The organism is Streptomyces sp. 63XJN7_1_ISO-PGPR-S23-121, from assembly GCF_056173025.1.
The window spans coordinates 6,253,308-6,266,750 of the sequence record NZ_CM149653.1 but is presented as its reverse complement, the minus strand read 5'-3'; the positions used below and the strand labels follow the sequence as shown (position 1 = coordinate 6,266,750).

Here is a 13,443-nt window from a genome sequence, read left to right as displayed (position 1 = left end):
AGAGGTCGGTAAGAGAATTACGATACGGAACGGTCTCGTATCTTACGGATCCTAGGCTCGTCCGCATGACTACTCCTGCCGACTCTTCCTCCCGGCGCATACCGGAAGAGGTGCACCGGCGCCGCTGGGCCATCCTCGGCGTGCTCATGCTGAGCCTGCTGATCGTGGTGCTCGACAACTCGATCCTGAACGTCGCCATCAAGACCATCTCCACCCCCGAGCCGACCGGCCTGGGCGCCACCCAGAGCGAGCTGGAGTGGGCGATCAACGCCTACACCCTCGTCTTCGCGGGCCTGCTGTTCACCGCCGGCCTGCTCGGCGACCGGCTCGGCCGCAAGAAGGTCCTGCTCGGCGGCCTGGCCGTGTTCGGCATCGGCTCGGCGCTCGCCGCCTTCTCCGGCTCACCCGGCCAGCTCGTCGCCTTCCGCGCGGTGATGGGCCTGGGTGCCGCCTTCGTCATGCCCGCCACCCTCGCCGTCCTGATGAACGTCTTCGAGCGCGAGGAGCAGCCCAAGGCCATCGGCATCTGGGCCGGCGGCGTGGGCCTGGCCATCGCCATCGGCCCGATCACCGGCGGGCTGCTCCTGGACCACTTCTGGTGGGGCTCGGTCTTCCTCGTCAACGTGCCGATCGTCGTCGTGGCCCTCGCGCTGATGCTGTGGCTGGTCCCCGACTCCCGCGACCCGAACCCCGGCCGCCTCGACCCGGTCGGCGTCGTCCTGTCCGTCGTCGGCCTCGTCCTGCTCGTCTACGGCATCATCAAGGGCGGCCAGCTCGCCGACTTCACGGACCCGACCGTGCTGGCGACGATCGGCGCGGGTCTCGCGGTGCTCGTGGCCTTCGTCGTGTACGAGAAGCGCAGCAGCCATCCGTCCATCGACGTCACGTACTTCCGTAACAAGGTCTTCTCCGCCGCGATCGCCGCCATAGCGCTGGTCTTCTTCGCCCTGATGGGCGTGACCTTCTTCTCCGTCTTCTACACCCAGAGCGTGCTCGGCTACTCGCCGCTGGAGACCGGTCTGCTGATGCTGCCGCTGGCCGCCGCGCAGCTGGTCTTCGCTCCCCGGGCCCGCCTGCTCGTCGACCGCTTCGGCAACCGGGCCACGACCACGGCCGGCATGGCGCTCATCGCCGCGATGCTCGCCGCGTTCGCCACGCTGGAGGCGGACACGCCGGTCTGGCTCCTGGAGGTCTACTTCTTCCTCATGGGCACCGGCATGGCGCACATCATGACGCCGACCAGCGTCGTCATCATGCAGGCCCTGCCCCGCGAGAAGGCCGGCTCGGCCTCCGCGCTCAGCAACACCTTCCGCCAGGTCGGCGGCGCCCTCGGCATCGCCGTCCTCGGCTCCGTGCTGTCCACCGCCTACCGCACCGGCATCGAGGGCGACCTCGACCGCGTCCCGGCAGACCTGCGCCACACCGCCGGGGAGTCCATCGAGGCCACGCTCGGCGTCGCCGCGAAGCTCGGCCCCCGGGGCGAGGCCCTGGTCGGACCGGCCCACGACGCCTTCCTGCACGCCATGCACGTCACCGCCCTGTGGGGAGCGGGCGTCGCCGTGCTCGGCGTGGTCGTGGTGGCCCTGTTCCTGCCGGGCCGCACCCCGGAGCCCGCGTCGCCCGAGCGGGAACGGGAGCCGGTGGCCACCATGGAGTAGTACGGACGTACGAGGGACAATCGTCCCAGCCCAGTGAAAGGACCCGGCACGTGAGCCTCGACAGCCGCTCGCCACACGGCTTCCCCACGCGGGGGCGCCCCCGCAGCGAGGCCGTCGAGCGCGCCATCATCGAGGGCGTGCTGGAGCTCCTGGAGCAGGGCGTCCCGCTCGCCGAGCTGTCCGTCGAGCGCATCGCGCGCATGGCGGGCGTCGGCAAGGCCACCATCTACCGCCGGTGGAGCGGCAAGGAGGAACTCCTCGTCGACGTGGTGCGGGCCGCCGAGCCCGCGGACCCGGTCCTGCCCGGCACCTCGATGCGCGACGACCTGATCGTCGTCCTGGAGTCGCTGCGGCAGCGCGGCCTGACCAACCGGTCGGCGATCCTGCACAGCGTGTACGCCCAGATGAAGTCCAGCCCCAGGATCTGGGCGGCGTACCACAACACCGTCATCGAACCGCGGCGCAGACTCGGCATCGAGATACTGCGCCGCGGCCGCGACCACGGCGAACTGCGCGACGACATCGACCTGGGGCTGCTCCACGACATCGTCGTCGGCCCCATGCTGGTCCGCGCGATCATGCGTCCGGAGGGCGACCTCCCCGAGGACCTCGCCACGCAGATCGTCGACACCCTGCTCGGCGGCCTCCGCCCCGTGGGCCCGCCGCGCCCATAGGGCCCGAATGTGCTCGTTCTGTCACAGAGACCCCCGCTCCCGCCCGTGTTCGGAACTCCGGACGCCGCCCCGGACGTCCCTGTGCCCGTACGGCCGTCATGGGACGGCGGGAACGGAACCGATCATCCCCTAGGGTGCTGAGACACGGGGGGGCGACGGTGTGCACGGCAGGCAGTGAGGCGGCGGTATGGCGCAGCAGGCGTACATGACGGAGACGGACAACGGCGGCTCGGGACCCGAGCGTCGGGGCCCCCGGCTCCGGCGCCTGTTCGACCGGATGACCACCGGCTGGCGCGGCGACCGGAAGATCTGGCGCCGGGGCCTGGTCACGGCGGCGGTGGCCGTCCTCCTGGCCGTGGTGATGGCCGCGCACTCGCACATCCCCAACGCCGTCGGGAACCTCGGCAGCCTCACCGAGACGTTCCTGCCGTGGTTCGGCCTGCTGGTGCCGGTCCTGCTCGTGATCGCCCTCGTCCGCAAGTCGGCGACGGCGCTGATCGCGCTCGTCCTGCCGGTGAGCGTGTGGCTCAATCTCTTCGGCGGCCTGCTCTTCGACAAGACCGGCGCCGGCGGCGACCTCACCGTGGCCACGCACAACGTCAACGCCGACAACGCCGACCCGGCCGGCACCGCCCGCGCCGTGGCCGCCGCCGGCGCGGACGTACTGGCCCTGGAGGAACTGAAGGCGTCCGCCGTCCCGATGTACGAGAAGGCGCTGGAGGCGAAGTACCCGCACCACGCGGTGGTCGGCACGGTCGGGCTGTGGAGCAGGTACCCGATGAGCGACGTGAAGGCCGTCGACATCCGGCTGGGCTGGAAGCGCGCGATGCGCGCCACCGTCGCCACCCCCTCCGGCCCGGTCGCCGTGTACGTCGCCCACCTCCCCTCCGTCCGGGTGAAGCTGGAGGCCGGCTTCACCGCCCGGCAGCGGGACAAGAGCGCCGAGGCCCTCGGCGAGGCCATCGCCCACGAGAGGCTGCCCGGCAAGATCCTGCTCGGCGACCTCAACGGCACCATGAACGACCGCGCGCTCACCGCGATCACCTCCCAGATGCGCTCACCGCAGGGCGCCGTGGGCGACGGCTTCGGCTTCAGCTGGCCGGCGTCCTTCCCGATGGCCCGCATCGACCAGATCCTGGTCACGGGCGTCGAACCGAGGACGAGCTGGACCCTCCCGGAGACCGGCAGCGACCATCTGCCGATCGCCGCGCGTGTGAAGGTCGACACAACGGCTTCCTGAGATTCGCCGAGGGAATACTCGCCCTGAGAGGCTTTGTTCCGTACGGGAACATACAGACGCTCCTCCGTACGCACTCCGCTCTCGAAAGGCGAGACCCTTCATGCCCCTGGCCCTGCTCGCCCTCGCCGTGGGCGCCTTCGGCATCGGCACGACCGAGTTCGTGATGATGGGCCTGCTGCCCGATGTCGCCGGCGACCTCCACATCTCGATCCCCACCGCCGGACACCTGGTCTCGGCGTACGCCCTCGGTGTCGTCATCGGCGCCCCGTTGCTCGCGGCGGCCACCGCGCGGATGTCCCGGCGCACGGTCCTCATCGCCCTGATGGTCCTCTTCGTCGCCGGCAACGCGCTGTCGGCCGCCGCCCCCGGCGAGATATCCCTGCTCGCCGCCCGCTTCGTCAGCGGTCTGCCGCACGGTGCCTTCTTCGGCGTCGGCGCGGTCGTCGCCACCGGCATGGTCGCGCCGGAGCGCAAGGCCCGCTCCGTCTCCCTGATGTTCCTGGGCCTGACGGTCGCCAACATCGTCGGCGTCCCCGCGGCCACCGCCATGGGCCAGCACTTGGGCTGGCGGGCCACCTTCCTCGGGGTCAGCGCGATCGGCGTCGCGGCGATAGCGGCCCTCGTGGCACTGATCCCGCGCGACCACGCCCCGGCCCCCACGACGGGCCTGCGCGGTGAACTGGCCGCCCTGCGCTCCCTGCCGGTCTGGCTGGCACTCGGCACCACGGTCGCCGGTTTCGGCGCGCTCTTCGCCGCCTACAGCTACATCACGCCGATGCTCACGGACGCCGCCGGCTTCGCCGAGGCCAGCGTGACCCTGCTGCTCGCCCTGTTCGGCGTCGGCGCCACCGCGGGCAACCTGCTCGGCGGCCGGCTGGCGGACCACTCCCTGCGCGGCACGCTCTTCGGCGGCCTCGCCTCCCTGGTCGTGGTCCTCGCGCTCTTCCCCCTCCTGATGCGCACGGAGGTCACGGCGGCCGTCGCGGTGGCGCTGCTCGGCATGGCCGCGTTCATCACCGGCTCCCCGCTCCAGCTGATGGTCATGGAGAAGGCCTCGGCCGCCCCGTCCCTCGCCTCCTCGGCCAACCAGGCGGCCTTCAACCTCGCCAACGCCGGCGGCGCCTGGATCGGCGGCCTCGCCCTCGCGGCGGGCCTCGGCGCCACGTCCCCGGCCCTGGCGGGCGCGGCCCTGGCGGTCCTCGGCCTGGCGGTCGCGGGCACGGCGTACGCGGTGGACCGCCGGACCACCACGGCGGAGGCCGTCCACCGCCGCGTGGTCGCGGGTCACGTACCCGAGACGGCGGAGCCGGTGCGGCGGTGACGAGGACTCCGTAAGCGTCGACCGCGGCCGTCAGGTAGCGCGGCCCCGGTTCCGACGCCCGGTCTCCTCGCGCCCTTGTCCACGGGGCCTCCGAGGTCCCTCGTGGTCGTGCATCACGCGGCGAGCCGTCACTCTCCGGAGTGCCGTCCAGGCCATCCCGCCGAGCCGCGCCGGCTTCCCGCCTACCGTCGTACGCGTCGCGACAGGACGCGTACGACGGAGGTGCGGATGTCGGTGGGCGGTGCTGCGGACGAGCCCGGGTGGGAGGTCGACCCGGACGACGAGTGGGGCGTGGCCGTCATCGCCACCGTCGGGCGGCAGCTGAAGCTGCGGCGCGAGGCGGTGGGGATGCGGGCGGGCGACTTCGGGGCGGCGGTGGGGTACGGGGAGGATCTCGTCTACAAGATCGAGGGCGGGAAGCGGATTCCCCGCCGGGAGTACCTGGAGAAGGCCGACCAGGTGCTGGGGGCGGACGGGCTCATCACCGCGGCCTGGGAGGACGTGAAGAGGGTCCGGTATCCCAAGCAGGTGCGGGACTTGGCGAAGCTGGAGTCACGGGCGGTCGAGTCACTCTCGTACGGCAGCTACAGCCTGCACGGGCTTCTTCAGACGGAGGAGTATGCGCGTGCGCTTCTCCGTACGCGTCGGCCGGCTCTCTCGGAGGACGAAGTCGAGAGTGCGCTCGCCGCGCGCATGGGACGCAAGGGGATGTTCGACCGTGTCCCGGCCCCGGAACTCAGCTTCGTCCAGGAAGAGGCGACTCTCAGAAGGCCCGTTGGGGGCAGAATGGTCCTCCGCGAGCAGCTCGAACATCTGCTGGAGGTCGCGCGAATGCGGCACGTGGAGATCCAGGTGATGCCGACGTCTCGCGGTGACCACCCAGGAGCGGGGCGGATTCAGGTGCTCAAGTTCGACGACGGTACCGCGGTCGGCCGCGCAGATGACGAGTTCGGCAGCCGACCTGTCTCGGAGCCTCGGCACCTGCGCATCCTCGAACTGCGCTATGGCATCATCCGGGCCGAGGCACTGGGCGCCAGGGAATCGGTGGCCTTCATCGAACAACTGCTGGGGGAGACATGAGTCGCAAGGACATATCCGGAGACCTCGCCGACCTGGCCTGGTACAAGAGCAGCTACAGCGATACCAGCAACCCCAGCGATTGCGTCGAGGTCGCCATGACCCCCGTCGCTATTCACGTCCGTGACTCCAAGCGACCGGACGGTCCCCGCCTCGTCGTCTCGCGGGCGGCGTGGGGCGGTTTTCTGGGCGGTGCCGGCGAGGAATGAGCAGGCCCCGGACGCGGTGGTCCGGGGCCCGGTGTGCTTCGGCTCAGATGCTCATGGGGCGCACCTGGCCGAGCGTCGCCGACGCGCCGAGGCCGGCGCAGACGGAGACCGGACCGGCCTCGGCGTAGAGACCCGCGGCGACGGAACCGCCGGTCGTGAAGACGGCGGCGCTGGCGGCGAGGCCGCCGGACACCTGGTCGAGGTCCGTGTCGGAGAGTTCGGCCGATTCGACCTGGGGGACGTGGTTCATGACAGGTCCTTCCCTTCGTGCGAAAGAAGTCGGAGCGGTGAGGCGCGCACGCCCGGGATGCGGATCGGGGAGCCCGGGACGATCACCGGCGCGCCGCGCACCGATCAAAGCACGCGTCCGAACGGCCCACCATCCAGACGCTGTTGAGCGTTCAATCGCAACGCCACCGCGTTCACCGGTGTGGGCATGGCGTCGGGGAAAAAGCCCCTGTCTTCACGCAATCCGCCCTGGGGGAGAGGCTTACCCGCCGCGCGGACGCCCGCAGCCGCCCCGGCTCCCGCCGTTCCGGACCGTTCGCGTGACCGAGTGATGGACGGTGTGCGGGTCCGGGGAATGTTCGGGGACGCCGTTCATCCGTGGCTAAACGAGCTGACGGGGCAGGCCCGGACAGGCATAGTGCTGAGGTTCTCCCGCTTCACCCGCAACGGAGGAACAGCCGTGAGCGAGCCGTCCATCGAGGTCGTCCGCGCGGAGGCCGCGCGGTACCGCGACCATGTCACGGCCTCCTGCGCCGACGCGCTGAACGCGGAGGAGACCGTACTCGTCAGGAGGGAGGCCGCCAGGGCCGCCGCCCGCCGGGCCATCCACGAGGAGGCCACCCAGGAATGGTGGCCGCTCGCCATCCCGGGGTGCCTCCTCGTCGCCGCCGCGCTCCCCTGGATCATCCGGTTGTTGGCAGTGCACAAAGGGGACCAGGTGACCCTGGGAATCCCCTGGTTCAACCGTGTCATCGCCAGGCACGACGTTCCCACGCACCACTCCGCGTCCCTGTGGATCGGCTTCGGCATCTTCGTCGTGGCGGCCGGCATGCTGCTGTGGACCCAGCATCTGTACGCACAACCGCCCGTGCGGAGTCTGCATGCGGGGCGGATGGCCCTGCTCCACACCCTCGGTCTCGGCCTTGTCACCGTCTCCCTGACCTTCTTCGCCTACTCGGGAGACGTCCGCGGCGGCCAGTGGCCCACGGCCCGCGATGCCCTGGTGCGGTTCGCCGCGCAGGTCGCCCAGGCCGTGCTGATCACCCTGGGCCTCGCCCTGCTCGTCGCGGTCTGGATGTCGATGTGCTTCGGTCTGATCAAGTGGCTGGTCCGCCCCGTCCTGCGCCCTTACGACCTCCTGCTCCTCAGCATGATCGACGCCTGCGCGGTCACCCACGCCCACCGCGGCACCTGGTTCCGCAAACGCTCACGAAGGGCGGTGGAACGTGCGCTGGAGAAGGCCGCCCGCAAGGCGGAGACCGCGCTGCCCGCCCGCCCGTTCGCAGGCGGGCGCGGGCCCGCCCGGGCCGACACACTGCGGCTGGCCACCGTCCTGCGGCAGCACCGGCCGCCGATAGCCCGAGCCAGCGGGCCGGCCTCCTTCGACCTCGTCAGGCAGTCCCTCTGCGCCGGGGTGCTCGCGCTGATCGACGACGACTGGGAGACCCTGACCGCCGCGGCTCCGCCGGTGACCGCCCTGTCCCGGCTGCGCAGGACCACGGCCGCGGTGTGGCCCCCGGTCGTCCTCCTCACCGCGGCCGTCGCACTGCCCTGGATACCGGCGGTGGCGCAGGCGCCCGACGTGGCGAGCGGGGTGCGGGTCACCCTCATCATCACGGCCGTGCTGAGCCTCGTCCTCCCGCGTGACTCCACCGCGAAGGCCTCGATCCTCGATGCCCTCGGCAAGGCCCTGTCCGGCCGCTCCGACAAGTAGCCCCCATGACGGACGCGTTCTCAGGCGGCCTACTGTGAGGCGGCGGCGTCGGGGCGCAGGTCGTCCAGGCCGAGCCGGTGCGCCGGGGCGCCGGGGCGCCGGGGCGCCGGGAAGGATCATCGTCCATCGGGGTGCGGATCCACACGGCCGACAGCCCGACGACGCCGGGAGCCTGGAGTGCGAAGCAGACTCATATGCCCCTGTGCGGTCGCCGTATGACTACTTCCGGGTGACGCTGAGCTCGGTCGGTGTCCGGGCTGGGATGCGCGGGCAGCAGCGGCGCCAGGCGGAGGCCGAAGCGCCCAAGGTCTGTTACGAGAAATGGATCGTCTGTCAGACCTGTCTGGGAGGCTCCGGGCATGGAGATGACGGTGCAGCTGACGATCGACTGCTCCGATCCGCGGAGAATGGTGACGTTCTGGGCCCCGGCCCTGGGTTATGTGCCCGAGCCCGCGCCGGACGGGCACGCCACGTGGCGTGCCTACTGGGTGGCGATGGGGGTGCCCGCGGAGGAGTTGCCGACCGGGGCCGGCGACATGGCGGAGTCGATCGTCGATCCGGCGGGTCGCGGACCACGCGTGTGGTTCCAGCAGGTCCCGGAGCTGAAGACCGCCAAGAACCGGTGGCACTTCGACCTGAAGGTCGGTGGCGGCCGTGACGTCCCGCTGGACGTGCGCGCGCGGCGGGTCAGAGCCGCGGTGGACCAGCTGGTCGAAGCCGGTGCCACCGTGCTGAGGATCAAGGACGAGCCGGACATGGGGCTCTACGCCGCGGCCATGCAGGACCCCGAGGGCAACGAGTTCGACGTCGTCTGAGGGCCGTTGCGACGGTGCTGGTCACAGCGACTCGCCCACGGCCGCGACCAGCACGGCCGTGGGCTACCCGCCCCGGCCGGCCCTACAGCACAGGCAGCGACTTCCGCAGCTCGAACGCCGTGACCTGGGAGCGGTACTCCTCCCACTCCTGCCGCTTGTTGCGGACGGAGCAGGGCACTCCTGCTGGACGGATAGGCGAGATCGCCATCGCTGGATAAAGTCGTCCCGTTACGACTGGTTGCGGGGACAACCAAAGCGCCTCGGGGAGGGCATGCAGCATATGAGTCGTCGTTCTCAGGGCTTGGTCGGTGTCTGGGCAGAGATGCAAAGGCAGCAGCAGCGCCAGGTGGAGGCCGATGCTCGGCGGCGGAGACAAGAAGCGCAGCAAGCTCGTGCCTACCAGCGGCGAGCCGCCCAGAGTCACCGCGAGTACATGCAGACAGAGGCACTACGCCGTACTGAAGAACTGGACGCACAGGTGGCCTCCCTTCAGCAACTTCTCGCCTCGGGTTGCCAGGCTCCGGCTTTCAGGGCTCCCTCCCTCATGCGTCCCGAACAGGTCCAGCCGTTCTCCGCCGGGCCGCTGACGCAGCCCGTGCCCATGCCGAACTTCGACAGCTACCAAGTGCAGAGCGGATGGAGCCCCGGGCGCCGAGCGCAGGCCCAGGCCGAAGCCCGGGCGCGCTTCGACCGGGACTGGCACGCAGCCCAGGCGGCCGAAGCACAGCGACAGCAACAGTTGGCGGCGTACCAGCGGGAGTACCAGCAGTGGGCTGAGGCCCAGTTGGCCGAAGTGCGGCGACACAACGCCAACATCGCCGAGCTGACCGAGGGAGTGAGACGCCGCGATCCCGACGCCGTGGTCGAGTACTTCTCAGCGGCTCTCTACGCGTCGACCGCATGGCCCGAGGGTTTCCCACGTCAGGTGGCAGCGGCCTACGACACGGCAGCCGGACAGTTGGTGCTGGATTGGGAACTGCCCGCCTACAGCATCGTCCCTGAGGCTAAATCCGTTCGGTACATGTACGCGGCTGACCAGCACAAGGAGGCCCCCCGGCCGGTAACTCAGCGTCGGGCTCTCTACCGGGAGGTGCTCGCGCAGTGCCTGTTGCTCGTCCTGCACGAACTCTTCGCCGCGGATGAACCGGGTGCACTTGAGTCAGTGGCCTTGAACGGTTTCGTGGACGGGCACGACCCCACGACGGGTCGACCGGGCCACATTTACCTGGCGACCGTCATGGCTCCGCGCTCGACGTTCCGCGACCTGCACTTGGCACAGGTGGATGCCTGCAGCTGCCTGGCCGATGCGCTGCGCGGGCAACTGTCGGCTCGTCCCGACCAACTCACTCCGGTGCGGCCGAGCCGCCGGCCGCAGGAGGTCGGGAACCGTGTCGTCACGCATGGCAGCGACGAGGAACCCGACCTGTACGAGATGGACCCGATCGCCTTCGAGAACCTCGTCGCCGATCTCTTCCGGGCTATGGGAATGCAGGCCGTCACCACCCAGCGCTCGAACGACGGTGGGGTGGACGTCGACGCGCTTGATCCGACACCCATCCGAGGCGGCAAGATCGTCGTACAGGTGAAGCGCTATCGCAACACTGTGCCGCCCACCGCGGTGCGTGACTTGTACGGGACCGTACAAGACGTCGGTGCCAACAAGGGCGTGCTCGTGACGACGTCACGATTCGGCCCTGGCTCCCACACCTTCGCCAACGGCAAGCCGCTGGAACTGATCTCGGGATCCGAACTCGTCGACCTGCTGCATCGCCACGGGCTACGGGGACGTCTGGGCGATGGTGCCCGTCAATCTGCTGTGCCCTCGACGCCGACGGTTCCGGACACTCGACTGCCTGACGACTACAACGTCCTCGGCATGTCGTGGAGTGGAAACGTCGCCCTGGACGTGTGCGCTCTCGTCTGCCGCGGGAACCGCGTCATCAACGACGATCACTTCGTCTTCTATAACAACCCGCAAACGCCTGACGGCAGCGTGCGCGCTCTTCCCGCCGATGCACCCGACAAGGCCGCGATCTGCGTGTCCTTCGACGCGCTGCCGGATGAGGCCGACCGGTTCGTACTAGTCGCTGCCGTTGACCCGGAGGTCAACCCGGACGCCGACCTCTCCGGCTTCACGGATGCGTGTATCCGGCTTCTGGACGCTGGGATGACCGAACTCGGAAGACTCGAGGTCTCCGACGGCCGGCCGCGCGAGACCGCCCTGGTACTCGGCTCCTTCCGCCGCAGGTCAAGCGGGGACTGGCACTTCGTCCTCGGCGGCAAGGGCTACACGGGCGGTCTGGAGGAACTCGTCAAGGACTACGGCATCGAGGTGGAGTAGGTCATCGGCGCTCGAGTCTGGATGCCCAGGTGACCCGAAATCGATTCGTGGACTGAAGCACCTGGTGCTGTGACCGCATAGGTCCACCGGGTTGCCGTCGAGGGGTGGGCGTGGGCAGGGCGTTCACGCGTCGAGGGTGTAGCTGACCTCAGTCCGGGCGACGGTGACACCGGCCCGCTCGTAGAGGCCGTTCGCTCCGGCCGGGCTGTCGGCGTCCACTTCGATGCTCGCTCGGCCGAATCCGTCGTCCTGGGCGCAGCGCAGCGCGTGGCCGATCAGCGCGCCGGCCACGCCACGCCTGCGGTAGGCGCGGCGGGTTCGGGAGACGGTCAGCAGCATGCCGACGGCCGCGCCGCTGGCCGCGTCGCGCAGCAGGAAGCTGAGACCAGGGCGGAAAGCCTGCCAGCCGAGCAGCCCGCGCCACTGCTCCAGCGGCGTCGGGACCCCGCCCCGACGTTCGAGGAAGCTCTCGTTGCCGACCGCGTAGAACTCGTGGTCGTTGTCCGCGGAGTGGCTCTCGAAGGCGAAGCCCTCGGGCGCCGGCGCGGCGACGATGGCGGCTCCGAGCGGGTGCCGCAGGTGCGAGTACCGCCGGAAGGAGGTCATGCCCGCGGCTCGGTAGCAGGCGAGCGCGCCGTCGTTGAGCGCGTTGTTGTGGACGTCGACGGCGAGCGGCAGTCCGGGGTGATGGATCGAATGCAGAACCCTCGCACTCCTGATCCCGGCGGCCAGCAGCTCCGTACCGAGTCCCCGGCGCCGGTGGTCCGGATGTACGCCGCCGCTGACGACCACACGATGCACCCCCTGCGCCACCGGCTTGTGCGCTGCGGAGGAGTAGCCGACCATGAGGTCGCCGTCGAAGACGCCGACCGTGCCGCGGTCGAGGTCGAGCAGCGGGGCGTTGATCTGGTCGGCGGCATCCTCCTCGGAGTAGTACTCAGCGAGCACGTCGACCACTTCGATGGCGTTGAGCAGCCCGGCCAGGGCGGCGGCGTCCGTCGCGGCGATCGGACGGCGGGTGAGACTCGCGAGGTCGAAGGCCATGGGCCGACGCTAAGTCCTGTCCCGTAAGCGTTGGCGGGGAGGTGCTGCTGCGGAGGGAGGGAATCTGCGCCATGCATGGCCGTCGTCGCTGTGGGAGCGCCGGCTGTGGGTTGGAACAGTCGGCCAGCGACCGGCATCTGCGGGCCGCCGATCAGGTGACATCCGATTCAGTGGGTTGCGATGCTGTGCGGCATGATCATGATCGCCGTCTCTCCGGCCGCAGACACATCTGACCCGATAGGGGTCAGAGCTAGGTTGTGCAGCCGGGCGATGCCGAGCATGGCCTGGTGAACTCCGTCGCCCTTGAGCCGGCAGTCCCGCAGGATCTTCCAGTTCTTCAGCCGCGAGAGGGCGTGTTCCACCCGCGCACGGGCCCGACGATGGACGGCGTTCTCTGCCTCTTGCTGTGGGCTGAGGTGGCTCTGGCCACGTCGTTTGCGGTGCGGGATGAGGAGACCAGTGCCTTGGTAGCCGCCGTCGGCGATGGTCGGCACTCCGCGGCAGGCACGGTCGATACCGGACTCGCTGAAGGCCCGGCAGTCGTTGCGGCTGCCGGGCAGTGGGAGACCAATGGCCACGACCAGGCGGCTGTTGGCGTCGATGACGACCTGCAGGTTGGTCGAGTACCGGTAGTTCTTGCTGGATGCGGCGACGCTGCGGTCGCGGGTGGCGTCGACGATGTAGACGGTGTCCTTGCGCGGCCGGCGAGCAGGCGAGATGGCCAGCAGCGGTGCGAGATGGTCCAAGATACGGTCGGCCGCAGACTTCGAGACTCCGAACAACGGCGCTACCTGCCGCAACGTGAGGTTCGTGCGCCAGTACGTCGCCACCAGCAGCACCCGGTCCTCCAGCGGTAGCCGCCACGGCCGGCCACGCTGAACGTCGCCACCTCGACGCCGTACCAGTGCCACCAGCCTGGCGAACTGCACCTCGGTCAGACCTGCAAACGGCTCGATCCACTTCGGATCATCAGCTGAGATCACCCCACCCATGCCCGACCAACGCACCAGCCGCACCACCGGTTACGGGACAACCTTTAGGCAGGACAGGATGACGACGTCATCCGTATTTCCGCGTGCGGAGTCCGCGCGTAAGGCCCGGAGACGGCCTAGTTCAGGAGCA

At 69.9% G+C, this 13,443-nt stretch carries 11 protein-coding genes and 2 pseudogenes; 9 read left to right on the top strand and 4 right to left on the bottom strand.

The window, feature by feature from the left end; translation table 11 throughout:
- Positions 1-65 precede the first annotated feature (65 nt).
- The 6 genes from AC0VYN_RS28025 to AC0VYN_RS28000 all read left to right on the top strand — a co-directional run bounded on the left by AC0VYN_RS28025 (position 66) and on the right by AC0VYN_RS28000 (position 6,179).
- Complete coding sequence (locus tag AC0VYN_RS28025; RefSeq protein ID WP_475533190.1) at positions 66-1,658, top strand: MFS transporter; 1,593 nt, start codon at positions 66-68, stop codon at positions 1,656-1,658.
- A 50-nt stretch (positions 1,659-1,708) separates the two neighbouring features.
- Positions 1,709-2,332, top strand: a complete 624-nt coding sequence (locus AC0VYN_RS28020; RefSeq protein ID WP_475533189.1) for a TetR/AcrR family transcriptional regulator — start codon at positions 1,709-1,711, stop codon at positions 2,330-2,332.
- 277 nt (positions 2,333-2,609) lie between these two features.
- Positions 2,610-3,572 carry an endonuclease/exonuclease/phosphatase family protein gene (locus AC0VYN_RS28015; protein WP_475537006.1) on the top strand — a complete coding sequence of 321 codons (963 nt, stop codon included), beginning with the start codon at positions 2,610-2,612 and terminating at the stop codon, positions 3,570-3,572.
- 100 nt (positions 3,573-3,672) lie between these two features.
- Positions 3,673-4,893 carry an MFS transporter gene (locus AC0VYN_RS28010; RefSeq protein WP_475533188.1) on the top strand — a complete coding sequence of 407 codons (1,221 nt, stop codon included), beginning with the start codon at positions 3,673-3,675 and terminating at the stop codon, positions 4,891-4,893.
- A gap of 228 nt (positions 4,894-5,121) precedes the next feature.
- Positions 5,122-5,973, top strand: coding sequence for a helix-turn-helix domain-containing protein (locus tag AC0VYN_RS28005; protein WP_475533187.1), 852 nt, complete (start codon positions 5,122-5,124; stop codon positions 5,971-5,973).
- A complete protein-coding gene (locus AC0VYN_RS28000) occupies positions 5,970-6,179 on the top strand; it encodes a DUF397 domain-containing protein (RefSeq protein WP_475533186.1) in 210 nt (69 codons plus the stop codon). Before AC0VYN_RS28005 ends, AC0VYN_RS28000 begins: the two co-directional genes overlap by 4 nt.
- 43 nt (positions 6,180-6,222) lie before the next feature.
- Here AC0VYN_RS28000 and AC0VYN_RS27995 read toward each other — a convergent pair whose 3' ends face one another.
- Positions 6,223-6,429: a hypothetical protein gene (locus tag AC0VYN_RS27995; protein WP_475533185.1), complete on the bottom strand. Its 207-nt coding sequence runs from the start codon at positions 6,427-6,429 to the stop codon at positions 6,223-6,225.
- Between the two features lie 438 nt (positions 6,430-6,867).
- Here AC0VYN_RS27995 and AC0VYN_RS27990 point away from each other — a divergent pair, with 438 nt between their 5' ends.
- Together AC0VYN_RS27990 and AC0VYN_RS27985 are read left to right on the top strand one after the other, a co-directional pair.
- Complete coding sequence (locus AC0VYN_RS27990; protein ID WP_475533184.1) at positions 6,868-8,121, top strand: hypothetical protein; 1,254 nt, start codon at positions 6,868-6,870, stop codon at positions 8,119-8,121.
- Positions 8,122-8,480: 359 nt separating this feature from the next.
- On the top strand, positions 8,481-8,936 hold the full coding sequence (locus AC0VYN_RS27985) for a VOC family protein (protein WP_475533183.1): 456 nt from the start codon (positions 8,481-8,483) through the stop codon (positions 8,934-8,936).
- 82 nt (positions 8,937-9,018) lie between these two features.
- Here AC0VYN_RS27985 and AC0VYN_RS27980 read toward each other — a convergent pair.
- A pseudogene (locus tag AC0VYN_RS27980) lies at positions 9,019-9,102 on the bottom strand (glutamine synthetase); the annotation flags it as partial.
- A gap of 114 nt (positions 9,103-9,216) precedes the next feature.
- Here AC0VYN_RS27980 and AC0VYN_RS27975 point away from each other — a divergent pair.
- Complete coding sequence (locus AC0VYN_RS27975) at positions 9,217-11,277, top strand: restriction endonuclease (protein WP_475537005.1); 2,061 nt, start codon at positions 9,217-9,219, stop codon at positions 11,275-11,277.
- 123 nt (positions 11,278-11,400) lie between these two features.
- Here AC0VYN_RS27975 and AC0VYN_RS27970 read toward each other — a convergent pair whose 3' ends face one another.
- Together AC0VYN_RS27970 and AC0VYN_RS27965 are read right to left on the bottom strand one after the other, a co-directional pair.
- Entirely contained in the window at positions 11,401-12,321 is a 921-nt protein-coding gene (locus tag AC0VYN_RS27970) for a GNAT family N-acetyltransferase (protein ID WP_475533182.1), read from the bottom strand.
- 242 nt (positions 12,322-12,563) lie between these two features.
- Positions 12,564-13,313: pseudogene (locus AC0VYN_RS27965) on the bottom strand (transposase); the annotation flags it as partial.
- Positions 13,314-13,443: the final 130 nt, after the last annotated feature.

What these genes read in the sequence shown, in the direction of transcription:
- AC0VYN_RS28005 (WP_475533187.1), top strand. Translation starts at nt 5,122, where the DNA reads ATGTCGGTGGGCGGTGCTGCGGACGAGCCCGGGTGGGAGGTCGACCCG.
- AC0VYN_RS27975 (WP_475537005.1), top strand. Translation starts at nt 9,217, where the DNA reads ATGAGTCGTCGTTCTCAGGGCTTGGTCGGTGTCTGGGCAGAGATGCAA.
- AC0VYN_RS28015 (WP_475537006.1), top strand. Translation starts at nt 2,610, where the DNA reads ATGACCACCGGCTGGCGCGGCGACCGGAAGATCTGGCGCCGGGGCCTG.
- AC0VYN_RS27985 (WP_475533183.1), top strand. Translation starts at nt 8,481, where the DNA reads ATGGAGATGACGGTGCAGCTGACGATCGACTGCTCCGATCCGCGGAGA.
- AC0VYN_RS28010 (WP_475533188.1), top strand. Translation starts at nt 3,673, where the DNA reads ATGCCCCTGGCCCTGCTCGCCCTCGCCGTGGGCGCCTTCGGCATCGGC.
- AC0VYN_RS27995 (WP_475533185.1), bottom strand. Translation starts at nt 6,429, where the DNA reads ATGAACCACGTCCCCCAGGTCGAATCGGCCGAACTCTCCGACACGGAC.
- AC0VYN_RS28025 (WP_475533190.1), top strand. Translation starts at nt 66, where the DNA reads ATGACTACTCCTGCCGACTCTTCCTCCCGGCGCATACCGGAAGAGGTG.
- AC0VYN_RS27970 (WP_475533182.1), bottom strand. Translation starts at nt 12,321, where the DNA reads ATGGCCTTCGACCTCGCGAGTCTCACCCGCCGTCCGATCGCCGCGACG.
- AC0VYN_RS28000 (WP_475533186.1), top strand. Translation starts at nt 5,970, where the DNA reads ATGAGTCGCAAGGACATATCCGGAGACCTCGCCGACCTGGCCTGGTAC.